The organism is Algoriphagus aquaeductus, from assembly GCF_003253485.1.
Taxonomy (GTDB): domain Bacteria; phylum Bacteroidota; class Bacteroidia; order Cytophagales; family Cyclobacteriaceae; genus Algoriphagus; species Algoriphagus aquaeductus.
Window position 1 is genome coordinate 124,065 of the sequence record NZ_QKTX01000010.1, and the last position, 25,483, is coordinate 149,547.

19 protein-coding genes, 1 tRNA gene and 1 pseudogene are annotated in these 25,483 nt (G+C 45.3%); 10 read left to right on the plus strand and 11 right to left on the minus strand.

Features of this window, described 5'->3' with window-relative positions; translation table 11 throughout:
* The first annotated feature begins 281 nt into the window (after positions 1-281).
* Entirely contained in the window at positions 282-2,447 is a 2,166-nt protein-coding gene (locus CLV31_RS14200; RefSeq protein ID WP_111393562.1) for a TonB-dependent receptor, read from the plus strand.
* A gap of 98 nt (positions 2,448-2,545) precedes the next feature.
* On the opposite strand, the gene CLV31_RS14205 is transcribed toward CLV31_RS14200, so the two are convergent.
* A tRNA-Ile gene (locus tag CLV31_RS14205) sits at positions 2,546-2,619 on the minus strand.
* A gap of 98 nt (positions 2,620-2,717) precedes the next feature.
* Here CLV31_RS14205 and CLV31_RS14210 point away from each other — a divergent pair.
* Positions 2,718-3,347: an HAD family hydrolase gene (locus CLV31_RS14210; RefSeq protein WP_111393563.1), complete on the plus strand. Its 630-nt coding sequence runs from the start codon at positions 2,718-2,720 to the stop codon at positions 3,345-3,347.
* The gene (locus CLV31_RS14215; RefSeq protein ID WP_111393564.1) at positions 3,340-4,449 is read left to right on the plus strand and encodes a site-2 protease family protein; all 1,110 of its coding nucleotides are present in this window, start codon (positions 3,340-3,342) and stop codon (positions 4,447-4,449) included. The genes CLV31_RS14210 and CLV31_RS14215 overlap by 8 nt, the downstream gene beginning before the upstream one ends.
* A gap of 34 nt (positions 4,450-4,483) precedes the next feature.
* Here the strand turns inward: CLV31_RS14215 and CLV31_RS14220 are convergent, their stop codons facing one another.
* The 6 genes from CLV31_RS14220 to CLV31_RS14245 form a co-directional block, all read right to left on the minus strand.
* A complete protein-coding gene (locus CLV31_RS14220) occupies positions 4,484-4,780 on the minus strand; it encodes a rhodanese-like domain-containing protein (protein WP_111393565.1) in 297 nt (98 codons plus the stop codon).
* A 1-nt stretch (position 4,781) separates the two neighbouring features.
* Positions 4,782-6,617, minus strand: coding sequence for a T9SS type A sorting domain-containing protein (locus tag CLV31_RS14225; RefSeq protein ID WP_111393566.1), 1,836 nt, complete (start codon positions 6,615-6,617; stop codon positions 4,782-4,784).
* A gap of 4 nt (positions 6,618-6,621) precedes the next feature.
* Entirely contained in the window at positions 6,622-7,377 is a 756-nt protein-coding gene (locus tag CLV31_RS14230; RefSeq protein ID WP_111393567.1) for a PASTA domain-containing protein, read from the minus strand.
* 126 nt (positions 7,378-7,503) lie between these two features.
* Entirely contained in the window at positions 7,504-10,575 is a 3,072-nt protein-coding gene (locus CLV31_RS14235; protein ID WP_111393568.1) for a M43 family zinc metalloprotease, read from the minus strand.
* A 13-nt stretch (positions 10,576-10,588) separates the two neighbouring features.
* Complete coding sequence (locus CLV31_RS14240) at positions 10,589-10,837, minus strand: NifU family protein (RefSeq protein WP_111393569.1); 249 nt, start codon at positions 10,835-10,837, stop codon at positions 10,589-10,591.
* Between the two features lie 7 nt (positions 10,838-10,844).
* Complete coding sequence (locus CLV31_RS14245; RefSeq protein WP_111393623.1) at positions 10,845-11,939, minus strand: Mrp/NBP35 family ATP-binding protein; 1,095 nt, start codon at positions 11,937-11,939, stop codon at positions 10,845-10,847.
* 158 nt (positions 11,940-12,097) lie between these two features.
* Here CLV31_RS14245 and dnaG point away from each other — a divergent pair, with 158 nt between their 5' ends.
* The 7 genes and pseudogenes from dnaG to CLV31_RS14275 all read left to right on the plus strand — a co-directional run bounded on the left by dnaG (position 12,098) and on the right by CLV31_RS14275 (position 19,338).
* Positions 12,098-14,035 carry a DNA primase gene (dnaG, locus tag CLV31_RS14250; protein ID WP_111393570.1) on the plus strand — a complete coding sequence of 646 codons (1,938 nt, stop codon included), beginning with the start codon at positions 12,098-12,100 and terminating at the stop codon, positions 14,033-14,035.
* 81 nt (positions 14,036-14,116) lie between these two features.
* Positions 14,117-15,334: a bifunctional 3,4-dihydroxy-2-butanone-4-phosphate synthase/GTP cyclohydrolase II gene (locus CLV31_RS14255; protein WP_111393571.1), complete on the plus strand. Its 1,218-nt coding sequence runs from the start codon at positions 14,117-14,119 to the stop codon at positions 15,332-15,334.
* Between the two features lie 88 nt (positions 15,335-15,422).
* The gene (locus tag CLV31_RS14260; RefSeq protein ID WP_181452639.1) at positions 15,423-16,064 is read left to right on the plus strand and encodes a hypothetical protein; all 642 of its coding nucleotides are present in this window, start codon (positions 15,423-15,425) and stop codon (positions 16,062-16,064) included.
* A gap of 5 nt (positions 16,065-16,069) precedes the next feature.
* Entirely contained in the window at positions 16,070-16,852 is a 783-nt protein-coding gene (surE, locus tag CLV31_RS14265; RefSeq protein WP_111393573.1) for a 5'/3'-nucleotidase SurE, read from the plus strand.
* Positions 16,853-17,415: 563 nt separating this feature from the next.
* Positions 17,416-17,907 (plus strand): tetratricopeptide repeat protein, encoded by a 492-nt coding sequence (locus CLV31_RS14270; RefSeq protein ID WP_181452640.1) that lies wholly within the window; start codon positions 17,416-17,418, stop codon positions 17,905-17,907.
* Between the two features lie 69 nt (positions 17,908-17,976).
* Positions 17,977-18,045: pseudogene (locus CLV31_RS22290) on the plus strand (hypothetical protein); the annotation flags it as partial.
* The gene (locus tag CLV31_RS14275) at positions 18,046-19,338 is read left to right on the plus strand and encodes a sensor histidine kinase (RefSeq protein ID WP_111393575.1); all 1,293 of its coding nucleotides are present in this window, start codon (positions 18,046-18,048) and stop codon (positions 19,336-19,338) included.
* Here the strand turns inward: CLV31_RS14275 and CLV31_RS14280 are convergent.
* The 4 genes from CLV31_RS14280 to CLV31_RS14295 form a co-directional block, all read right to left on the minus strand.
* Positions 19,273-20,160 (minus strand): ABC transporter substrate-binding protein, encoded by an 888-nt coding sequence (locus CLV31_RS14280; protein WP_111393576.1) that lies wholly within the window; start codon positions 20,158-20,160, stop codon positions 19,273-19,275. The genes CLV31_RS14275 and CLV31_RS14280 overlap by 66 nt on opposite strands.
* A 161-nt stretch (positions 20,161-20,321) precedes the next feature.
* Positions 20,322-21,647: an MFS transporter gene (locus CLV31_RS14285; protein WP_245943407.1), complete on the minus strand. Its 1,326-nt coding sequence runs from the start codon at positions 21,645-21,647 to the stop codon at positions 20,322-20,324.
* Between the two features lie 32 nt (positions 21,648-21,679).
* Positions 21,680-24,118: a glycoside hydrolase family 31 protein gene (locus CLV31_RS14290; RefSeq protein WP_111393577.1), complete on the minus strand. Its 2,439-nt coding sequence runs from the start codon at positions 24,116-24,118 to the stop codon at positions 21,680-21,682.
* A gap of 182 nt (positions 24,119-24,300) precedes the next feature.
* Positions 24,301-25,335: a LacI family DNA-binding transcriptional regulator gene (locus tag CLV31_RS14295; RefSeq protein WP_111393578.1), complete on the minus strand. Its 1,035-nt coding sequence runs from the start codon at positions 25,333-25,335 to the stop codon at positions 24,301-24,303.
* Positions 25,336-25,483: the final 148 nt, after the last annotated feature.

Sequence of the window (25,483 nt, forward strand, 5' to 3'; positions counted from 1 at the left end):
ATGATGGATCTATTTCGGTTTTGGTTTTGACGAAGCGAAGAGTTGGACGGATTCATCTGTTTATAATTTGATTTTTAATGGTCAGACCTGCCAACCGCAGGCTGGAAGCCTGTCCCAATCTTTCATCGGGAGAATGCCCTGTACGATCTCCACTTCCCAATACCGGTTCCGGATAAGTTGTGTGGGTAGCTTTTTCTCACGGGCATTTCAGGTGGTAATTCTCCAAACTAATTTGGTCAGGAGGTTATAATCCTTCAAATTCACGGAATCTATTCCAACCCATGCATAGACTTCTGTTTCTTTCCTTCTTCTTCTTCTTGGTTTCAGTAGGATATTCACAATCCACGTACACCCTCGTGTTATTGGATGAAGAATCTCAAGAGCCAGTCGTTGGTGCAACGGTACAGTTGCTTGAGCTTCGATTGGGGAAAGTCAGCAATGAAGTGGGGGAGGTAATTTTTGAAGATTTGGCAGCAGGGACTTTTACCTTTTTGATTCGATTTATGGGCTATGAGGAGCAGCGAATCAAGCGAACTTTCCCCCTGGATAATCTCTATGAAAAGCTTTTTTTACACCATGATCATGAGGAGCTTGAAGCGGTGCTGATTACTTCAACGCGTTCGAGTCGGGTGATTGAAGACATCCCTACCCGTGTTGAAGTCATTGCCGGTGAGGAATTGGGCGAAAAAGGAAACATGAAACCCGGGGACATCAGAATGCTTCTCAATGAAAGCACGGGAATTCAAACCCAACAGACTTCCGCTACCAGCTACAACTCCAGCATTCGAATTCAGGGTTTGGATGGGAAATATACCCAACTGCTCAGGGACGGGATGCCGCTTTATTCAGGTTACTCAGGCGGGCTCAGCCTGATGCAGATTCCACCCTTGGATTTGGCCCAAGTGGAAGTGATCAAGGGTTCCTCCTCAACCCTCTATGGTGGGGGGGCCATAGCGGGATTGATAAATCTGATTTCAAAGCGGCCGGAGGAAGAAGGAGGCTTGGATCTTTTGGTCAATGGAACATCAGCATTGGGTTTGGATTTGAGTTCCTTTTACTCTCAAAAATTCGGAAAATTGGGAACGACCGTTTTTGCTTCATTCAATAAAGGAACACCCTATGATCCGGCAGCTATTGGCTTGACAGCGATTCCAGAATTTGACCGGGTCACGGTCAATCCCAAGCTTTTTTGGAATCCTACAGCGAATAGCGAGTTGATGTTTGGAATCAATTGGACTACAGAAGATCGGATTGGGGGTAATCTTGATTTCATCCGGGGTGAACCTGTAATCGATCCGTATTTTGAAGAAAATCAGACCGATCGATTTTCTACCCAATTCATTTTTGATCAAAAAATCGGGAATGGGCTGACGTTTCAAATCAAAAACAGCCTGAATCTATTTGACAGACAGATTAGGATTCCTGATTTCCGCTTTGGAGGAAGGCAAATTTCCAGTTTTTCGGAGATTCATGTCAGTCGTTTAAAAGAGAAGACAGAGTGGATCGGAGGATTGAATCTTTGGACTGAAAATTTTACCCAAAATACAGGGCAGTCAGGTGAAGTTTTGGATTATCAGCTCAATACAATAGGAGCATTTTTACAAAATCTCTGGAAAATCTCAGAGGATTGGACTCTGGAGTCAGGATTGAGAGTGGATAGTCAGAAAGAGTATGGGATTTTTGCCCTGCCAAAGGTATCATTGATGTTTGAACCCGCTGATTTGCTGACGTTCCGACTCGGAGGTGGATTGGGATATAAGTCACCGACCGTATTTACGGAGGAAACTGAGCGGATTACCTTCCGGAATGTGAAACCCATTGATCCATTAAAGATGGAAGCGGAGCGATCTGCGGGCGTAAATTTCGATGTAAATCAGCGTTGGGCTCTTGGTGAAGAACTGACTTTATCGACAAATCTGCTATTGTTTTATACCCAAATCAACCATCCTTTGATTCTAAGCAAACAGGAAGAATTTTATGTCTATGAACAGCCTGAAGGGAATTTTAAAACTCAAGGAGTGGAAATGAATTTGAAATGGCAGTTCAGGGATTTAAAGATGTTTATGGGCTATACTTTTGCCGATGTTACTCAAAAAATTGAAGGGGCGGTCAGTGCTTTTCCATTGGTTGCCAAGCACCGATTGAATAATGTTTTGATGTACGAAAAGCATGAAAATTTCCGAATTGGATTGGAGGGTTATTATTTTAGTCCTCAGCAACTCAATGATGGAAAAGTAGGCCAGGCATATTGGATCATGGGATTGATGGGAGAAAAATATGTTGGAGAACATTTTTCATTTTTCCTGAATTTTGAAAATATGTTGGATACCAGGCAGACAGCCTTCGATACGATTTTTACGGGAAGTCTTTCTAACCCCACTTTTCGAGATATCTATGCTCCGGTGGATGGGTTTGTGATCAATGGAGGATTTAAGTTTAGAATCTAGGATTTTAATTGAGAAAATCTCCCAAGGATAGTAATGGTCATATTTCACATCAATGGGATGTAAATAAAAAAAGGCTGGACAAACGTCCAACCTTTGAGTGGGCCCACCTGGGCTCGAACCAGGGACCCCCTGATTATGAGTCAGATGCTCTAACCGGCTGAGCTATAGGCCCGGGGATCGCCACCAAAATCCGCCTCAATTACGTGGTGACCTTGGTTTTGGGTGTGCAATGTTACATATTTGAGTCCAATTACACAACTTGTATTTCGAATGAAAAATACTCCGGATGTTGACTTTTTGATCTTTGACTTGGGCAATGTGATCATCGACATTGACTATGAAAGAACCTTCCGACTGATCAAATCCAAGATTCCGACGGCGCTTCATGAAAAAGTCGATTTCTTTTATCTGACTGATTTCCACAAAGCTTACGAGAAGGGATTGATCGATTCCCCGTCCTTCAGAAATGAGGTTCGGGCCTATTTCGATCAGGAGTGGTCTGATGGAGAAGTAGACGAAATTTGGAATAGTCTGCTGGGAAATATTCCTTCCTATCGGATCGATTTGGTAAAAAAATTAAAAGAAAAGTACCAGTTGGGCGTATTGAGCAATACCAACGAGATTCACATTCAGGGGGTCTATGAGCTTTTGAACAGGGAGCATCAGCTGGATAATTTTGATTCGTTGTTTGATTGGGTTTTCTACAGTCATGAAATGGGCCTGGCCAAGCCCTCGGTAGAGATTTATGAGAAGTTGGTGGTGGAGTTGGGGACTTCACCCGATCGGGTGTTGTTTTTCGATGATTTGCTGGCCAATGTAGAAGGAGCAAGGAAAATTGGAATTCATGCTATCCAAGTCACGGGGCCGGAGGTTTTACTTGATTTTTTTAAGGATGTTTAAACCCAAGCAATACCTCGTTCATTTCTCTCTTTTTATTCTGACCCTTTTGACTACCACGTTGGCAGGAGGGGAGTGGGTCTACGGAAAATCCATTATGACCTCCGGGGATTCGGCACTGACATGGGAGTATTTTTTCAAATCCATGGCATTTTCAATTCCCTTTATCGGAATTCTTTTGGTACATGAGTTGGGGCATTTCTTCACGTCTCTCTACCACAAAGTGCGCTGCACACTTCCGTTTTTTATCCCTGCCTGGTTAGGCTTTATCGGGGCTCCCTCGATCGGTACATTCGGCGCGATCATTCAGATGAGAGGTCTGGTCAACAGCCGCAAGAAATTTTTCGATATTGGCATAGCGGGTCCCCTGGCTGGATTTGTGGTGGCATTGGGAGTTTTGATTTATGGATTTACTCATTTGCCTGAGGCTGACTATATCTACCAAGTCCATCCGGAATATGCCGACCCCAACTTTGAAGGGTATGGAGAAGATGTGTTGGATTTTGAATTGGGGAAAAATCTGCTGTTTTGGGGAATGGGAGAATTGCTGGCTGATCCGGAGCGTCTACCTGAGATGTCTGAGGTAATTCATTATCCTTTTCTTTTTGCAGGGTACCTAGCGTTGTTTTTTACTGCGCTTAACCTGCTGCCTATTGGACAGCTGGATGGAGGACATGTGATTTTTGGACTTTTCCCCAAAAAGAACGCTTTGATTTCACTGGTAGCATTTACGCTTTTTTTGGCCTATGCAGGTCTTGGAATCATCAGTCCGTCCCAACCACTGGGTGAGCTGATGATTCGAATCCCCTTGTATGTGGGTTTTTTATACATCTGCTACACCAAATCTGATCTCAGCAATCCTACAAAACTCGCTCTGGCCTTGTCCCTGGCAGCCGGTCAATATGCCTTTGTATTTTTTCGGCCGGATTGGGAAGGGTACCAAGGTTGGTTGTTTTTTGGGTTTTTGTTAGGAAGAGTGATGGGGCTAAAGCACCCGGAAGTCACCGGTACCAAGCCCATGGATTGGAAGCGGAAAGCTTTGGGCTGGATCGCCATCCTGATCTTTATCCTGTGCTTTTCACCTCAGCCCTTTGTTTTTAAATAAAAAACCGGACTTTTCTGAGTCCGGCTTGAGAGGATTAAAGTTCTCGGTAGGCTAATATCCCACCCAGTACATTTCTGACATTGGAATATCCTTTGGTCTCCATGAATTTTTTGGCGTTTCCGCTTCTGGCACCTGACCGACAATGGACCACGATTTCTTCGTCTTTGAACGGTTCCAGTTCGGAAAGTCGATGAGGAAGTTCTCCCAATGGGATATTGGTTGCTCCCAAGTTGTCTTCTTCATATTCCCACTCTTCCCGAACGTCCAGAAAGTGGAATTTTTCTCCTTTCTCCAATCGTTCCTTTAGCTCTTTTACGGTGATATCTTCCATGTTATTTTTTTACTAGGATTCGAAATGATTTTGGGCCAGCAGGGGTGTCTAAATTGAGTACATAAATTCCCGGCCTTTGACCTCTAAAATTAAGCATTTCTCCCTGTTCGGTAGATTCCCTTGGTAAGAAAATCTCTCGGCCAAAGGAATCAATGATTCTGACTTCACTGAATTGACCTTCTACAAACAGGTCGTCAACCACCGGGTTGGGATAAATTCGGTATCCCACCTCAGGCAGGTTGCTTCCACCATCAGTTCTTGATTTGCTTACATGAGGACGGATCATCAAAGAGCCTTTGACGGATTCATTTTTGGCCCAGCCCCCACCTACATTGTAATAGATTTTATCTCCTTGGTCATTGAGCTTATCCAAGCCTACATAGATGAAATTGTTGGTAAACTGGGTAAAACCCACATAAAAATCCCCGTCTACCTGAATGGACTCTTCTATGGGGAAAAATGCCAATTCTTCTCCGGGAGCCAATACAGGAATGACAAATTCCTTCGAAAAAATCGGCTTTTGGCTCAGATCATCCCATACCACCAGGTCTATCGCTTGATTAGCTTGGCTGGGATTGGTGAAATTGATCGATATGCCTTCCAGGAAAACAGGTTCAGGCGTTTGGTATAATACCGCAAGCTGTCCTGATCTTTGATTGATCCCCGCGGAATAATCGGCCGAGCCATGGTCATAAGCAAAGAAATCCCGAAGCGGAAAAGTACTCCGTACGGTGTCATTCAGGCGGTAGTCTACACTCGGAAAACGAAGCGTATCGCCCTGATTTACCTCAAACAAGAGCCCATCTCCCGACGTGAGGTAAGTTTTAAAAATCAGGTCTCCCGGTTGATCGATCAATGGAATGTCCTCAAAGGTTCTGCTCAAAAAGGACCTTCGCTCCAGTGTATTGGGTACAGGGTTGAATGGCGTATTGGAATTGATGGATAGGATGGATCTACCGGTAGAATCCGAGGCAGTGATGGAGTATTCCATCGCTCGGAATCGATTTTCAAGATTCAAAAACTCATTTCCAACTTGCGACCATTGATTGGTTTGGTTTTTCTCCACCAATTCCCAAGGATATGCGCCGTATCCATCCAGCCTGACTTGGTTGGATTGCGTCAAAGCTCGGTCTGGATAGGTCAGGTTGGAAGCTGATCTTCCGGTATTCATATAGATGTAATCCAGTAGCCAGGAATCAAAAGGACCGCTTTGTCTTCCACTGGAGTAGAATCTAAACTGGAATGCCTCATGCTGCCATTCGGGCCGGATCTGGATGATTTCCTGGAAAAAGCGGGTTCTGTCCAATTCCGCTCCCCCTTGTTGCTGCCAAACCGTCTGCCAAGCTCCGGTAGCATCCAGGATTTGAAGGCTTAGGCGGTCATTTTCATCAGGGGCTTCTGCCAATCCACCTGACTGCCAGAAAAAGCTCAAGTAGAGGGTGTTTCGCTGATTGGAGGCAATCGTGCTCAAGTCAAAGGGTCGGCTGGTGAGGTAGTCACTTTCCCCCTGGTCCCTTACTTGGAGGGAATAGGGGACTCCATTTTCATTGACCCCATTGAACAAGGCCATACCCACCGAAGGAGCGTTGATTCCGATGGTTTCGGTAAAGGAAACACCTTGCACCCTCCATTTGAGCGTATCGATTCCTTTGGAAAAATCTTCCCAAAAGGGGAGGGAGTTGGTGAGTTGGGTCCGAGAGTTTACTTCTGAATATTCATTTCCTGAAAATCGAATTCTATGTACTTGGCCGAATTCCACAAACTGGGCAAATCCCAGGTGGCTTTGCAAAAGCAAAGTGAAAAGCAGAATCGTTTTGAATGGAAAAAATACCCTCAAGGTGTTAATATTTAGATATCCAAAGGTCGATTATTTCTCCGGTTCGTACTTCTGTTCCAAAAGCTGGAGCCTGAAGGTAGACTTTTCCGGGAGCTACAGAATCGGTGGCGTTCAGCGTTTTTCTGCCAACTCTGAGCCCTGAGCCAAGAATCAAGAATTCAGCATCTTCTTCTTCCATCCCAATCAAATTAGGCACTTGAAGCAGCTGATTGCCCATCCCATCACCAACTACCAAGTCGATTTTGGAGCCTTTTGCAACTTCAAATCCCTCTTTGATCGTCACGCCTCGGTATCGCTGCTCCAATACCACGTTGATCCCAATGTCTGGGATGTAGATAATGTCTCCTCTTTCCAGACCCAAGTTGGCCAATATTTCCTGTACATTCTTCAAAGGCATATTGACCAGATTTGGCATTTTAATGATGGGAGCATTCCGTGCGTTCAGCGTCAGGTAGATTTTTCTGCCACTTTTCACCTGAGAGTTGGCGGAAGGGATTTGTTTGAGAACAGCCAAGGCTGGTTGCTCGGCACTGAAAGCAGAATCTATAGAAACTTCATATTGGAGCCCTGAAGATTTGATCACGCTGGCAGCTTCATCAAACGTATATCCTGAAAGATCAGGAACGGATACAGTTTCACCGTGATTGGTGTATAAAGGAAGGTAAACCTTCAAAAAAAGAAATCCGAGGAAAATGGAAATACCGATAATGATCAATAGGTTGATCAATATGTTCTTTAGACTATAATTCAATTGATTCATCGAGTGAAATGATTCAGACTAAGATAAGCCCTAATTTTGATCTATCAAGGCACAAATTTGGCAAAAACAGCTAAATGAGCAGGCAAAAAATAAGCCGAAGCTTGTGGCCCCGGCTATTTTTTAAGGTTAATTAATGACTAGCCTCTTTATTTCCTGAAGGCTAGGACTGTTAATTTTCAGAATGTAAAGCCCCTGACTGAACATTTCCCGAGTAAAGGTATAGGTCTGGTTCAGTGTATTGGGGAAATTCAACTCCTGAACCAAGGCTCCTGTGGAAGAAATAATCTGAACGGTGACTGCCTCTCTTCTTGGAAGATTGAATGCCAGGCTGAAATACTCGACAGCAGGATTGGGGTACAGGACTGAGTTTCCCTCAGCAGGGATCACCGGGTCCGGATTGGCATTGAGGAAAAGCTCCAGGTTGTCCAGGTAGACGGGAGCATTTTGCTCACCGACCCAATCCAGCACAAAGGCCAAACGAACTTGTTTTTTACCTTCACCCGCAAACTCGGTGAGATTGGCATATTTTCGCTCATAATCACCCAATGAATTTGGATTGGCTTCTCCTACGTTTACTGTGGACAAATCTGTTCCTGATGCAGACCAAACTACCGAGTAATCTTCTCCGCCATTTTCGCTGGCCAGCAGATAGAGTGTTGTGGCTGGATTGACTACTCCTGCCGCCACATCAAAAAACACGCTGGCCTGTCGGCTCACCGACAGATCAAAAGACGGTGTCCCCAACCAATAAGAATTGCCATTAGCACCTCCTTGCATCCTTGCCACGTTATTGTTTCCTGAACCGGTAGTGACAGGGATAATTTGCCAAGCCCCTTGATCCGCTTCAGGATTGATGGTTAGCCAAGGATTGAGATCGGTACTTGCATTGAAGTTTTGTCTCCAAGGAACTTCCGTCTGGGTAGGATTTTCAAGATTAAACCACCTGAATAGGGGCGCGGCCTGGAAATTTTGATCAAAATTTGGTTCAGAAACCCCATAGCTTAATCGGTTTTTACCGTCTGAAGTGGAATTGTTGATCGTCAAATCAACGGTCTCTCCAGGTCTGATCGTAGAACCTGAGCCTACAAAAACCTGGTTATTCCCATTATTGGTATTTCGAGTAAATAAGAATCGGGTGACAGGAAGGTTGCCGGAGTTTGAAATTCTAATGATTTCCTGTGCATGGGTACCATTACTGATGGCTGTCGGGGCAATTACGCCTTCCACTTTCAGTTCATATTTGAATTCCTCTTGCGGAAGAATTCGAATATTCCTCAGGTACACATTGTTTCCGTAGGAGTTTTTGGAAATGATCGCCACTCGTATCTTGCCCAAATCCCTGAACTTGGAAAGGTTGACCAGTTCTGTTCTAAACTGGGAAGAACTGGAAGGGATAAATTCATCCAGCGTGGGTTCGGAAGTTTGAAGTCTTGTTCCGCTCTTTTGATAAGGTGCGTTGATCAGGTCAAACTCCGAGCTACAATCCGGTGCCACAGCCACAATGACCTCATCTTGAAACCCGTTCTGATTGTAGGGGGCATGAGCCAATTCGAAGACCAGTTGGGCATTGGGATATAAGTTCAGATCTATTTGAGGAGAGATAAAATAATCCAATTGACCCGCTGCATCATATTCATAGTGGCGGATGAAGACGGCCTGTTGCGCGACACCATCCACCGTAATATTGGTTCTTTCCCAAGTAAAGGATTGATCGGGATTGTTGACGATCCACTGAGAAGGAAACGTACTCAAATTGAAGGTATACGGCAGGTTGATTTGGCCCTGCTGGACAGGATTGGAAATTCGGGTATTGTTATCGGCTTTTTGATCGGTGTTGTCATTGACTTGGATTACCGAAAACCTAAACTGGTTGCTATTTCCCGTGACTGAAACAGCATTAAACGCCAAAACCTGTGTCTGTCCCGTTTGTAGATTGAGTGAAAATCTTCTGCTTTCGATCAATTGTCCATTGATCGTAAATTCGATTTGGGCAGAAGTCACGGACTGATTTCCTGCATTTTGTACCTCAATCTCCGGGATAATTACCGGGTTGCAAAGGGCATCTGAAGGCTGAATAATTCGGGTAATGGAGAGATCCCGATCTTCGAGTACCGGATCTTGGGTGGCTCTGTTGTTGACCAGGGTTACTCTTCTTGGACTATTTGCCAAAACCACATCAAATCGTTCTACCTGACCTCTCGTGAACAGATTCATGCAGGCATCGGGGGTATAATCCATGTAGTTTTGGATCATGTCATTGGATCCGCAGGAAAATCTGCTCGGATTGGCGTTGCAAATATTGTTGGAGTTGTCCTGTTCAGGGGTATCCAAGACGAAGTCATCGACTCCGCAACCCCCATCTCCCCAGATGTGTCTTAAGCCAAAATAATGTCCTACTTCGTGCGTGGCTGTCCTTCCTCTTGAGGCGGAAGTTGCACTTCCTCCCATTCCAAAAAAGCGGTAATCGATCGTCACCCCATCTGAAATCGCCGGAAAAGGGGAGAAGTTGAGACCGGGAAGATCAGATATCGGAAAAGAAGCATAGCCAATAAATGGAGATACCAAAGGTACCACCCAAATGTTCATGTATTCCTCCGGATTCCATTGGGATAATTGGCCAATCAAGGTGGCATCATCTGGGGAATAGGTGGTTTTGGTACCCTGCAATCGAACAATCCCCGTGGTGGGAAGTCCGCTGGGGTCTTGCTTGGCAAGTACAAATTCTATGTTGGCGTCAGCGGCTACCGGCAAAAACTCCGCTGGAGTTCTGTTGGCATCGGCATTCAATCTTCTAAAGTCCTCGTTGAGAATACGGATTTGCTCAGAAATTTGAGAATCCGGAATATTGGCACCCATCCCGACCGAAGTACCATTGTGGATGACATGTACTACGACAGGTATTTTCCGAGGTCCTTCCAGTGTTCTTGCGATTTGAGGCACACTTTTTTTAGCCTCAATTTTTCTGGTGATCCAGTCTTCAAAAAACTCCTTAGAGCCAAAAACGCCCAGTTCTTTTTCCAAGCGGGCTTCCAAAAAAGTATGAGCGCATTTTTCATGATGGGCATGACCGGGTGCGGCCCCAAAGGTGGAACCCAAGTCCTGAAGCACGATTTGTTGTCCAAAACTTGGGGAACCCAAAACAAAGAGTCCTCCAAAAAGGAGGAGAAATATTCTAAAAAACAAGGAGCGTCTTTTCATTCAATTGACTTGATCAGGCCATGGTTAGATTCACGGCCTCAACCCGGGTGATTTCAGGTATGGCTCTTTTGATAGCTTCTTCGACCCCTGCTTTGAGCGTCATGGAAGACATTGGGCAAGAACCACAATTGCCCATCATTTCGATCTTCAGTACATAGTCATCAGTAAGCTCAACAATCCGTACGTTGCCTCCATCGGCTTCCAGGTAGGGCCTGATGGTATCCAAGGCAAACTCTATTTTTTCTCTTAATCCTGATTCCATTACTTCTTTATGCTTTAATTTCTACAATTTCTGTTTTTTCTACTGAGGCATTTCGGATAGCAATCTGCCGAGCCACTTCCTCTGCCAACTGCATGTATGCCTCTTTGGTCAATCCATTTTTGAGAACTGCCGGATATCCAGTGTCACCACTTTCGCGGATACTTTGAATAATCGGAATCTCCCCTAAAAACGGAACTTGATACTTTTCAGCTAATTTTCTTCCGCCTTCTTTACCGAATAAATAGTATTTGTTTTCAGGCAATTCTTCCGGAGTAAAATAAGCCATATTTTCTACAACACCTAAAACGGGTACATTAATTTGGGGCTGTCTAAACATCGACAAACCTTTGTTGGCATCCGCCAGGGCTACTTTTTGAGGGGTGGTGACAATCACTGCTCCGGTCACCGGGACGGTTTGGACCATCGTGAGGTGAATATCCGAGGTACCCGGAGGCAGATCGATCAATAAATAATCCAATTCGCCCCATTCCACATCGGAAATAAACTGCCTCAATGCCGAACTGGCCATAGGGCCTCTCCATACCACGGCACTGTCGGTGGGAGTCAAAAAACCGATAGACATCATCTTCACCCCATATTGGGTAATCGGGATGATGACATTCTTTTCCCCAACTTTCTTCACCGCAGGTTGCTCCCCCTCTACATTGAACATGGTCGGAACCGATGGCCCCGAAATGTCGGCGTCAATCAGGCCTACTTTTGCTCCCAGTTGAGCCAAGGCCACAGCCAAATTCACTGAGGTAGTGGATTTGCCTACCCCGCCTTTTCCGGAAGCAATGGCCACAATATTTTTAACATCCGGTAGGATTGGAGCGGCATCTCTGACGGTAGTGACTTGTGCCGTCATGTGTATTTCCCATTCCCAATCATTCCCAAAATCTTCTTCCAAAGCCTCTATGCAATTGTTTTTAATCACTTCCTTGAGTGGGCATGCCGGAGTAGTCAAGACTACTTTGAAGCTTGCTTTTTTTCCTTCGATGTGGATATCCTGGATCATTCCCAGGCTCACCAAATCTCGTTTGATATCCGGGTCTTGAACTCTGGAAAGGGACTTCTTTATTAATTCTGCAGTCAATTGCATGTGGATTTTGAATTTTTCGCAAGTTAGGTCAAGAATGCCGCTTTGAAAAACGGCCGCGAAGACAATTGTGAAACTTCCTAGGGGAGGAAATGGTTCTGGAAACCTTTCACTTCCTTTTCCCGACTGAGCCATTAACTTTGTTTCTTTCCCATTCCCATATGAGTATTAGTAAGCTGACCACCGATAAAGTAAAAGAGCGAGCCGACATCGTGGAGGTAGTGGGCGATTATGTTCAGCTGAAAAAAAAGGGGCAAAACATGTGGGCGTGTTGTCCTTTTCATGGAGAAAAAACCCCTTCTTTCTCCATTTCTCCTGCAAAGCAGATCTACAAATGCTTTGGCTGTGGCAAAGCCGGAGATCCCATTCAGTTTGTGATGGATATCGAAGGCCTGGGCTTTCAGGAAGCGATTCGTCATTTGGCCGGAAAATACGGGATTGAAGTGGAAGAAGAAGCCACCCAGACACCGGAACAAAATCTGGAACAAAGCGAGCGGGAAAGCCTTTTCATAGCCTTGAATTTTGCCAAGGATTTTTTTGTCAAAAACCTGGATACCCCCGAAGGCCGCTCCATTGGGTTGAGTTATTTCAAAGAAAGGGGATTTACACCTCAGATCATCCAAAAGTTTGATTTGGGTTATGCTTTGGATGGATGGGATCATCTAATGAAGGCTGCAAAAAGTGCTGGATTTCAGGAGGAAATATTGCTCAAAGCCGGATTGATTTTGCAAAAAGAAGGTGATCCCACAAGGCTTTATGATCGATTCAGAAACCGGGTCACTTTTACCATTCACAACATCAGTGGCAAGCCGATTGGATTTGGAGCCCGTATCCTGACTAAGGATAAAAACCAGCCTAAGTACATCAATTCACCAGAAACTCCCATTTATCACAAAAGTGATGTGCTTTATGGGATGTTTCAGGCCAAAAAGGCGATTCGGGATCAGGACAATTGCTATTTGGTAGAAGGATACACCGATGTCATTTCGATGCATCTATCCGGAATTGAGAATGTCGTGGCCTCATCCGGTACCTCGCTTACGGATGGGCAGATCAAACTGATCAAGCGTTTCACCAATCAGGTGACGGTACTGTATGATGGAGACAATGCCGGGATCAAAGCTTCCTTGCGGGGAATTGATCTGCTGCTTGAAGGTGGATTGAATGTAAAGGCCGTGGTCTTTCCCGATGGGGAGGATCCGGATAGCTTTTCCAGAAAAGTCGGTTCCCAGGCTTTTCATGATTACCTCCAAGCCAACAGCAGGGATTTTATCGGATTTAAGATTGGGCTGTACAAGGAGGAATTTGCCAAAGACCCGATCCGAAAGGCCGAGGTCATCCGTGAGGTGGTCCAGAGTATAGGCAAAATTCCCGACCCGATCATCAGGTCTGTGTATACCAAAGAGGCGTCCAGCCTGCTTGAAATAGAGGAAGGCATCCTTCTCTCGGAACTGAACAAGTCTTTGATTAAAACCCAAAAGGATCAGTTTCAAAAGGCGAAGGAGGAAAAAGAAGCGGAAGATCAACTGGAAGAATTGATCCCCACACAGGTGGAGATTTCTGCAGCCGAAACCTTGAAGTTGCAGGAAAAAGAGACGATCAGGCTCCTGATCAACTACGGATGGCAGAAGTTAGATCAAGCTGACCTTCACCTGTGTCAATACCTGTTGTCAGAGACTGAAGGCATCGAATTTCAGACTCCTATCTATGCCAAAATTCTTGGTCTCTATCGGGCTCGACTGAATCAGGGTGAAATTCCGACTCACGAATATTTTGTCTCTCAAAGAGATGCAGAGGTAAAGCAGGTGGTTATTGATATGATTACTCCCAGACATGAAATTTCTGTACATTGGGGGGAACGGCATCAGATTTTTATCAATACTGAGTCAGACGATCTGGCCCTGACAGCCTTTAAATCCATCCTTAGGCTCAAGCGGAGATTGGTTCAAAAAATGATGGAAGAGGCCAAGCAAAAAATTAAATCAGCCGAACTCGAGAAATTGGATTCTGATAAAGTCTTTGAACTTCAGCAGGTTTATTTTGAGCTGAAAAAAGTACAACTCGAAATCGATAAAGAGCTGGGCATCGTCATTGGATAAAAACCAAACTTTCTTTGGTGCACTCCTGTTTTAAGAGGGAAAGAAGCTACCTTTGTATTCACCTTTATCCTTTCAAAAATAATTCCAGTGGAAAACTTTCAGCTTGATCCCATAGAAGACGCCATCGAAGCCATCAAAAACGGGGAAGTCATCATCGTGGTCGATGATGAGGACCGAGAAAATGAAGGTGACTTCATCTGTGCGGCGGAAAAGGTGACTCCGGAAATTATCAATTTCATGGCTACCCATGGTCGAGGCTTGATCTGTGCACCCCTGATTGAAGATCGATGCGACCAATTGGGCCTGGAGCTGATGGTCGGAAATAATACCGCTGCGTTTGAGACTCCCTTCACAGTTTCGGTTGATTTGATTGGGCATGGCTGTACCACGGGGATTTCTGCTTCCGACCGGGCCAAGACCATCAAGGCTCTGATCGATGATTCGATTCACCCGAGCGAACTGGGAAAACCCGGGCATATTTTCCCACTCAAAGCCAAGCGTGGAGGAGTAATCCGCCGGGCAGGACATACCGAAGCTGCCATAGATTTTGCCAGACTTGCCGGATTACAGCCTGCCGGTGTTTTGGTAGAGATCATGAATGAGGATGGGACCATGGCCCGTTTGGACGACCTCTTCAAAGTAAGGGATCGATTCAAACTCAAGCTTGTTTCAATCAAAGATCTGATCGCTTTCAGACTCAAAAATGAGTCCCTGATCAAGCGTGAAATCGGCGTAGAAATGCCCACGACTTGGGGCAATTTTGACCTGATCGCATTCCGTCAGACCAATACCCAAGAAATCCACATGGCCCTGATCAAAGGGACTTGGGAAAAAGATGAGCCGGTCTTGGTGCGGGTTCATTCCTCCTGTGCCACCGGAGATATATTTGGATCCTGTAGATGCGACTGTGGACCTCAGCTTCATGCTGCCATGGAAATGGTCGAAAAGGAAGGCAAGGGAATAGTGCTCTACATGAATCAGGAAGGCAGAGGAATAGGGCTGATCAATAAATTAAAGGCCTATAAGCTTCAGGAAGAAGGGATGGATACCGTGCAGGCCAATCTCGCATTAGGACTGCCCATGGATGGAAGAGATTATGGAGTAGGGGCCCAGATCCTCCGCGATTTAGGAGTTTCCAAAATCAAATTAATCTCAAACAATCCTCAAAAAAGAGTAGGTTTATTGGGGTATGGATTGGAAATAGTGGATCAGGTCCCTATTGAAATTCAGCCTAATCCACACAACGAAAAATACCTGAAAACCAAGCGGGATAAGATGGGACATAATATCCTCAAGTGAAAATCAGGGCGAATCGTGAAAGACAAAAGGTAGCAATAGCCAACTTGGAGACGTTAAGACCGTATATGAACTACAAGCAATGACTCCCATGAAAAAAGCCTCACTTCTATTCAGCTTTTTCCTTTTGAGCTTGATGACTGTAATGGCTCAAAATCAAAATCAATTCCCTTCACAGGTTTGGCATAAGGGTAATATTTTTATGGTGGATGGTACAGCCTTGAGCGGATTGGTCAAATATGACATGGATAATAACCTGGTTCAGCTTCAATCCGAAACCGTCACGACCTACACGGCTTCCAATGTAGCCACGTTTGAAATCTACGATGAGACCTACGGAGGCATCCGTAAGTTTTACAGCCTTCCTTATGCCTTGAATGGAAATTATGAAACGCCCATTTTCTTTGAAGTTTTGACCCAAGGCGACAATATCGCCTTGCTGTGCAGAGAATACATCGCTACAGATACCCGCGGGATGAACAATTGGGGAGGGATGGGTATGAATCCATTCTGGGGTCCTCCAAATTTTTCCGGATACAGATTAGCCTTTAATTATTACTTTCTCAAAAACGGCCGATTGGAAAAATATAGCATGAAGAAAAAGGATCTTTTTGCGATGCTTCCAGGCTATGATGATGAAATCTCCCTATTCATGAGAAAGAATCGCCTTGAGCATGATAAGCGGGGAGATTTGCTTAGAATTGCCGCTTACTACAACGAATTGCAGAATTAAATTCCATGCCAAGACCATTGATCCTCGTCTCCAATGACGATGGAATTACCTCCAAAGGAATCCGTGTGCTGGTTTCCGTGATGAAAAAGCTGGGCGATGTAGTCGTCGTCGCACCTGATAGTCCGCAGTCCGGTATGGGCCATGCCATCACGATCGGAGAGACGCTCAGACTGTATGAAGAGGATATTTTTGAAGATGTGTTGGCATTCAAATCCAGCGGGACCCCCGCAGATTGTGTGAAGCTAGCCAAACATTATGTTCTAAAAGACCGCACCCCGGACTTGGTCGTCAGCGGGATCAATCACGGCTCCAATACTTCGATCTCTGTATTGTACTCAGGCACCATGTCAGCTGCGATTGAAGGGGCTTTGGAAGGCTATCCTTCGATTGGATTTAGCCTTTGCGACTTTTCTTCCAAAGCGGATTTTTCCCATGTAGAAGAGTGGGTGGAAAAAATTGCCAGGCAGGTGTTGGAAAACGGAATCGCTAAGGGTGTAGCCTTGAATGTCAACTTTCCTCCCAAAAGAAATGAACCCATTAAAGGGATAAAAATTTGCCGTCAAGCGGATGCCAAATGGCAGGAAGAATTTGCAGAACGGTATGATCCTACCGGTCGAAAATACTTTTGGATGGCCGGCAATTTTGTCAATTTTGACAAAGGTGAGGACAACGACGAATGGGCCATTGCCAATAATTACATTTCCATTGTTCCTTGCCAATACGATTTGACGGCATATCATGCGATATCCCAGATCAATAAAGATTGGGATTGGGAAAAACTCGGATAACTGAGCCCAGTCTTATAAATCCCTAACTTTTAACAAGGGCAATTTCTTTTGTGCGTGCCAATTCCTACCAGCCGCACCATCGAAATTGTTCTTTATTTTTTAGCCTAGACCCAATTCCAAATTTTTTTAGGGCAGAGGCTGATGCCCCAACTTCGGTACGGCGATCTGTTGGTTCCGCTTCTCAGCCGATTATTTTTCCCATTCTCCCCGAGATTTCAGTTCTTGAAGAAGCTGCCTAGTTTGGCGTTTTGCTATTTTTTAAAATCCACTCTGTAGGGGAGTTTCGTAGATGCAGCCAATGATTTTCTCGTTAGCAAATCCTCCGTGATCGCTGTCAATATTTCAAAAACACTCCTTGTTTCCCTGATTCTCTCCAGAAACAAATCTTGACAACTGCAGACTTTATATCATTTATTTCGATGAAATTTGACAGATTCCCGAGTCGAAGAATAATTTTATTATACTTATTTTGCAGAACGTCTGCTAAAAAAAGCATCACTGTGGCTCGCCCGATTTATCATTTAGTATTAGTTTTTTGTCTAATTACCAGTTGGTTCCCCGCTATGGCGCAAGGAACGGACGCAGACAGCCTGTTGCTTGCCCTGAATGGAAAAACCGGTAAAGACCGATTGTCCCTCCTGAACCAATTGGGCACAGCTCTCCGGGAAAGTGATCAAAAATCTGCTTTTGATTTTTCGAAGGAGGCCGATTCCTTGGCTGTACAGTTGGATGATCTTTCTGCCCGAAGCCGGGCATTGGAGAACATCGGCTGGATTTATTACCGTCAAGGACAGTGGCAAAAATCCTTTGAATATTCCAGTGAGGCCTATCACCTCTCGCTGAAGGCAGAAGATAAACTTCAGGCTGCCCGGTTGATGAATAACATGGGAGCACTTTATTACGAACAGACCAATTACCCCAAAGCCATTGAGCAGTTTAAAAATGGGTATCGGCTGGCTACAGAGGTCAATGATCTTGCGACCCGTATCCGAAGTCTTAATAACGTGGCATTAAATTTTTCCCAAATCGGACAACAGGATTCGGCCTTGGCCTAAGCGAAGCGCTCACTTCAGCTGAACGAGGATGCAGGGTCTCCTTACCTCACCTCTTTCGCGCATCGCGTCATCGGGGATGTATACCTTTCCAAGGGGAATTACGATACCGCTCAGGCAATCTATAATCAATCGCTCCAATTGGCCAGAGCACAGGGAATCAAGTCCTTTGAAGCCGGGGTGCTCCACCGGCTTGGAAACGCCTACCTGCTGAATGGCGACCTTAAAGAGGCCAAAGAGATATTGACCTATTCGATTGAACTTTGTGAGGAGAATGGATTTTTGGATGAATTGTCCAAAAGCCACAAGTACCTTGCTCAGGTTTTTGAAAAAGAAGGCAATATCGAGCAGGCCTATTCCCATTTGGTAAGTTTTCAGATTTTGAATGATTCTCTGGTCAATAAATCGAATAGGGACCGACTCACGCTTTTGCAGGGGATGTTTGAGGAAAACCTTCAAATGTCAGAGCTGGAACTCCTCAAAGCCCAAAATGAAATTCAGGCTTACCGGTTGAGTGCCTCTAGGCTTTACAATATCTTCTTTGCCTTGGGTTTTGCGGTGATTGCAGGATTGGGAGTCAGATTGTTTTTCCTGTACAAGAGTTTTAGAAAATCCAATCAGGAACTTCTTCTTCAAAAGAAAAAGATAGAGGAACAAAATCAGGTATTGGAAAAGCAGTCCGGTGAACTGCTTACGATCAATGAAACCAAAAACAAATTGTTTTCCATTCTGGGTCATGATCTTCGCGGTCCCGTGGGTCAGGTGAAATCAGTCATCGATCTGATGCTGGGCGGGCAACTTGAGAGATCCGAATTTGACGAACTGCTGGAGGCTCTGAAAAAGGACGTCGACTCGGTCAATTTTACCTTGAACAATACGCTCCAATGGTCGATGGCTCAGATGGAAGGATTTAAAATACATCCTTCCCATTTTGATTTGAGAACATCCGTGGAGCATTCGCTATCGCTGCTTGACTCCTACTTTAAGGAGAAAAATCTCACGGTTTTCAATCAGATGGAATCTAGAGCAGAGGTATATGCAGATCCCAACCTGGTCGAAGTAGTCATTCGGAACATTCTAAACAATGCTGCCAAATTTTCCAATTTTGGGGACGCGGTGACGATTTATTCCGAAACCTATCCGGATTGGGTTCAACTTTGTGTTTTGGATCAGGGAGTTGGGATGAACCAAGAGCAGATTGATTCCCTGTTGAAGGACTCTTATACCCTGACCAAATCCCGTCTCGGAACCCAAAAAGAAAAAGGGTCCGGTTTGGGGCTGCAGTTGGTTAAAGATTTTGTAAGAAAAAATAATGGAGAAGTATCCATTGAAAGCAACCTCGGTCATGGCACCAAGTTCTGCATCAGATTACCCCGTTCCTCTTCCACTTTTCACCACGAGTCCGTCCAAAGCCAAAAAGTCGTCAAGGTCTAAAATTCGGGACAGTAGTTTTAGATCCACCATGGTGGCCATGACCCTTTCAAGTTCATCTCTATAGACCACCGCTTCGGTACACCACTGAGTTTGGGATAGCCAGGTTGTGATGTCTGAGAAAGGGAGACCATAGTTTTGAGCAATCGAATTTGCCAATTGGGATGGATCCCCAAAATCCTGAATCAGGGAATAAATCCAATCTCTCACCTGGAAAATAATGGTCCCAAATTCTTCCAAGGCCTTGGATGTTGCGACCATGACAAAGCAGGGCCACGGACTTGGAATCTCACCGATCCGTCTCATGCTGCCTTTTTCCACCATGGGGGCTGTGGTGAATTTTTCCCAAAGGAAAATACCCTGGCTTCCCTCTTTCATGGCTTTTTCGGCACCTTCCATGTTTCCCACGAGGTCATAGATCAGCTCCCCGGGATTCCAGCTTTCTCTTTTTGCCAGCACCATGGCCATCAAATGGGAACCTGAACCCATACGACTTACCAGTATTTTTTTCTCCCTAAGGTCTGAAAGAGAGTGGATATTGCTGTCTGCACCCACATGGATGCCCCAAATCAAAGGTGAGGTGACGTGAAAACCGATCATTTTTGAAGGATTTCCCCTTTCAAAATCTTTCAAAAAACTTTCTGTTAACAGGATTGCAATATCTGTATCTCCGGTTCGAAGGTCCAGATTCATTTGACCGGAACCACGCGATTCTTCTTTCCACTCGATCCGAAGCCCTTGATCCAGAAAAGGCTGCCGCTCAAAAAGTAGTCGGAATGGATAATTGAAATGCTCGGGTACACCGGTTACTCGGAGGGTTTTCATCTGTTTATAATTTGATTTTTAATGGCCAGATGGAATGCCCCAGATAATCATTCCCCTGTGTGAGAAGCATTTTCTCATGGGCATTTCATGTGGGAGGATTTGATGCAAAAGTAAAAAGCCGAAGCTGAAATGCCCCGGCTTTTGGTAGGAAGGATAATAAATCAGTCGTGAGTGGCTTTTCGATCGGTGATCAACAGATTGGACAATCCCGCCAAAATCAACAAGGTGCCGGCCAAGAGCATGGTATTGATTACCGCTTCACCGAAGAGGAGTTTGTATAGGAAATTTACCCCTCCCAAAGCAGCAATTATCTGGGGAATCACGATAAACATGTTGAAAATGCCCATGTATACGCCCATTTTTTTGGGCTCGACCGAACCCGAAAGCATGGCATAGGGCATGGAAAGGATGCTTGCCCAAGCGATACCGACCAATGAAAAGCACAAATGAAGCATCCAAGGCTCAGTGATGTAATAGATCAGGATAAATCCTATGCCACCGGCTATCAGACTGACCAGGTGAAGAAGCTTTCGGTTGATTTGGATTTTGGAAGCGATAAAGGAAAGGATCAAAGCATAAAACATTGAAACCAAACCATAGGTACCCAGGTAATTGCCTACACTGTCGGCGGCATTGTTGTAGGCTTCTGAAGTGGTATCGGTGGCCCCGAAAATATGCTCAGTGATTGCCGGGGTAGCAAAACTCCACATCGTAAAAAAGGCAAACCAGGAAAAGAACTGAACCAGCCCCAGTTTTTTCATTACCGGAGGCATCGTGGATATATTGCGAAAAATCTCCTCAAGCCCACTGAAAATGCCCTTTTTGGCGGCTTTTTCCCTCTCAAATTCCTCCATATCCTCAGGAGGGTACTCGTCTGTGGTAAGGATGGTGTACAAAATGGAAGCGAAAAGGACCAAGGCTCCAATACCAAAAGCATATTTGACAGAATCCGGAACAACCCCTTCCACTGCTGTATTAGGTACCCCCAGCTGGGTCATCATCCAGGGAAGATTGGAAGCGACCCAAGTGCCAATCCCGATGATGAGCGTTTGAACTACAAATCCATAGGAGCGCTGGGAATCCGGGAGCTTGTCCGCAACCAAAGCCCGGAATGGCTCCATGGAAATATTGATCGAGGCATCCAAAATCCACAGGGCGCCGGCAGCCATCCAGAGTGCCGAAGAATAAGGCGCAAAAAAAAGAGCGACCGTACTCAAAACAGCACCGATAAAAAAGAAGGGTTTTCTTCTTCCATACTTGGGATGCCATGTTCGATCACTGAGATACCCCACAATGGGCTGAACAAGTAAACCAGTCAGAGGCGCTGCAATCCACAAAAAGGGAATAGCATCTTTGTCTGCTCCGAGCGTCTGAAATATTCTGGACATGAACCCGCCCTGCAGGGCAAATCCAAATTGAATTCCCAGAAATCCGAAACTCATGTTCCAGATCTGCCAGAAGCTCAATCGTTTTTTTTCTTGGGTCATTTTGGGTAGGGTGGGGAAAAGGGTAGGTTAACTTAGAAAAGATGGGTAATCACCCATTCCTCTCCGGTATGGGGTAATTCAAGATAGGGCAAATTCTTGATTTCGAAATATGGATGATGGTGTTCTGGCAAAGGATCAAACTCTGTGAGTTTCTCCAAAAATGCATCATCTGCATGCTGTACAGCATGGGATTTCCCATTTACATCAACAGTTTTCAGCTCAAATCCATGGAAATAGATTCTCAATTTCTGGTATTGACTGGAGCGCTTGCCGGTGGATTTTTCAAGAATCAAGGATTCTGACTCAGGCTTATAGTGAATGGACCTTTGGAAATATTCCTCCTGAAGATATTCCAAACCCTCACCTGCATCCTCGTAAAACACAAACTCAGCGCCTGTTTTTCCCCGATAGACATGTAGTCTCAATATTCCATCATGCGTAGCCCCGGTGTGTTCAATATCAGATTGCATGGCAAATACCTGTCCGGCCTTGACGTAGACAGGCAGATAATTCAATGGCGAATCTTGGTAAATGACCTGATTTCCTTGATGTTTTTGATCGGAAAAGAGGTAATACCACTCTCCCTGAGGCAGGTAGACTTTGGTGATTTCCTTATAGCTTTCCACTGGCGCTACCAAGAAAGCATCGCAAAACAGGTATTCATTTTGGAAGGCGCTTTGGTAGATCATATCGTCCTGTGGGTAATCCACTGCCAAAGAGGCGGAGATCGGAAGCCCCGTATTGGTGCTGGAGTAAAACTTGCTGTAAATGGTAGGCAAAAGTCTATACCTCAGCTTCATATAGTTTCGGCTGATCTCCTCAACTTCCTCTCCAAATGCCCAAGGCTCGGCATCATTGCTGTTGATCATGGAGTGGGCGCGGTAGAAAGGCGCAAAGGCTCCGATGCTCATCCAACGGGCAAAGAGGCTCTTGCTGGCTTCACCCGCAAATCCACCCACATCATATCCTGCGAAGGATACACCACTCAATCCCAGACTGTTGACCAATCGGATACCCGCCATCATGTGTTCTTCAGAAGCGACATTGTCTCCTGTCCAAGCGGCTGCGTACCGTTGGATACCCGCAAATCCGGACCGGGTGAGGACAAAAGGCCTTTTTCCCGGATTTTGGAAAGCAGAGCCTTCCTGCGCACTTCGGGCCATTTGCATTCCGTAGATATTTCGGGCCTTACGGTGGGACGCTCCTTCGCCTTCGTAGTCAAACTCGATCAGATTGGGTGTAAATTGCCCCCAGGAGGCCGGCTCGTTCATGTCTGTCCAAAACCCATCTACGCCTGCCTCGGTGTAGAAGGCCATTTTCTCCGCCCACCAGGATCTGGTTTCCGGCTTCGTGAAATCAGGGAAGGCGCACCAGCCCGGCCAAACCTGCGCCTCATAGGTTTTTCCGTCAGGATAATTGACAAAAAGACCATTTTCCAACCCTTCCTCGTAAGGAACATATCCTTTTTGGGTTTTGATACCCGGGTCCATGATGACCACTACCTTAAAACCTTTCTCCTTGAGCCGGGCGATCATGGCCTTGGGATCAGGGAATTTTTCTCCGTCAAACGTGAAAACCTTATACCCCTCCATGTGATGAATGTCGAGATAGATGACATCTGCCGGCATTTTTTTGTCGCGGAATCCTTGGGCTACCGCATAGACTTCCGATTCTGGATAATAGGAATACCGACACTGTTGAAAGCCCAAAGCCCATTTGGGCGGCATTTGCATGCGACCCGTCAGCCAGGTATAGGAGGAAATGATCTCGGCTACAGTGGGTTGATGAAAAAAGTAATAATCCATATCTCCATCCTCAGCGCTGAAATACACAAAGCGATTGGTCGAAGCTCCAAAATTGAAAACTGTTTTGTGGGTGTTGTCAAAAAATATCCCGTAAGAACCCTGGTCATGCGTGCCCAAATAAAACGGAATACTCATATAGAGCGGGTCATCGCCAACTCCATAGGCGAAGTAATCGGTGTTCCAGTTGGTGTAGGCTTTGCCGAATCGATTCAGATTTCCGGTTTTCTCTCCTAAACCAATAAATTTCTCATTTTTTTGAACCTGCTTGTAAGCTGTGACTTCTGTACCTATCCAGGAAATCCCCAAGGAATCATCCTGATTGAGCAGTTTTCCATGGTGATCAAAGAAAGAAAGGCAGAAAGAAGTGAGATCAATCTCAAGTTGGATCAAGGAAGTCGAAAGGCAAAGGGAATTGCCCGCCTCAGTAAGTTCAAATGGGGTCGGTTCAGGAGCGGCAATGACAGCGTAGGGGTTGGTTTCAAATTCGTCATACCGACTGACCTGTACCCGGATGACTCCATCCTGATAGACTGTGATCCGAAAAGTACCGTGTTCACTTTTTCCCTCCAATCCGGAGCGGTTGGATTTCCATTCCAGAATTTCGCCGATGGATTGATGGCGGGTGGAATTTTTGGAAATGCGAGAATCCGGGCTGCTGTTTTTCATTCGTCAATTCATTAAGTCCCTTTGGGACCTCGCTAAATTAGAAACGAAAGTGAAGGATAAAAATCGGGTTTTCTGACTCGATAGACGCGTTTTCTTCAGATTGAAAAATCAAAACCCTTTAATTTTAAAAATTTGCCCTATTCAATCGTTTGCAGTTCATGGGGGCGGATTTGGAAAAAAAATCAATTTTTTTCTAACCTAACTGAGGATTTTCTAACCAGAAGTTCGGTTTCCAATACCACTGAGTTTTCGAATTCATTCCTGTTGATTTTTTGTTCGATCAAATCCAATAGAATATCCGTGGCTTTGGCCCCGATGCGGAACCCAGGCTGCGCTACCGAGGATAGGCTGGGATCAATCATCGAACAAAATTGCCAATTGCTGAAACCCACAATTCCAATCTGATCGGGAATTCGGTATCCGGCGGCCTTGCAAGCCATCATGGCGCCTACTGCTGCCATGTCATTGTTTCCAAAAAACGCATCTGGAACAGGAGAAAGGGTGTTCAGGAGATGGGAGGTGATTTTTTGCGCTTCCCCATCGGTTCGGCTTTCCACAATGTAATCCGGATTGACTTCCATTCCGAAGTCTCTCAAGGCATTTTCATATCCACGGATCCGCTCCTGGGAAATTTTCAGGTTGGAAGGTCCTGCCAAATGAACAATCCGGGAATATCCCTGAAGAATCAGGTGTTTGGTAGCTTCATAGGCTCCCGAGTAATCATCCACAATCACGTGGATGGCTCCGGGAATATCTGGCACCCGATCGAAAAAGACGATGGGATACCCTTTGTCAAGCAAAGATGAAAAATGCTCGAAATCAGTGGTTTCTTTGGAGAAGCTCACCAAAAATCCATCAATCTGATTAGAAAGCATGGTATCGATGCTGGATTTTTCTCGGGCCAATTTTTCATTGGTTTGGGTAAGGATGACATTGTAGCCCCTTGCAAATGCCACCTCTTCGATCCCGCTGATTACGGTGGAGAAAAAGAAATGAACGACTTCCGGGATAATGACCCCAATCGTAAAGGATCTACTTTTTCGCAAGGACAGGGCAATCGCATTGGGGCGATAGTTCAATTTTTTTGCCATTTCCTTGACTTTCCGCTTGGTCTCATCACTGATTCCGGGATAGTCTTTCAGGGCTCTGGAAACCGTAGAGGAGGAGACGTTGAGCTCCCTGGCGATGTCTTTGATAGTGGATTGTTCGAGCTTCATTAAAATTATACTATTCCCAGATTTCAATATAAGAGGAAATGTATTCCTTCCTCCATGGATTGGGGAAGTAAATAAGATGAATTTTTCCAAGCTGTTGAAATTAATGGATCAGTGGTCGGAAAAAGTTTTAGTATGCAAACGTTCCCGC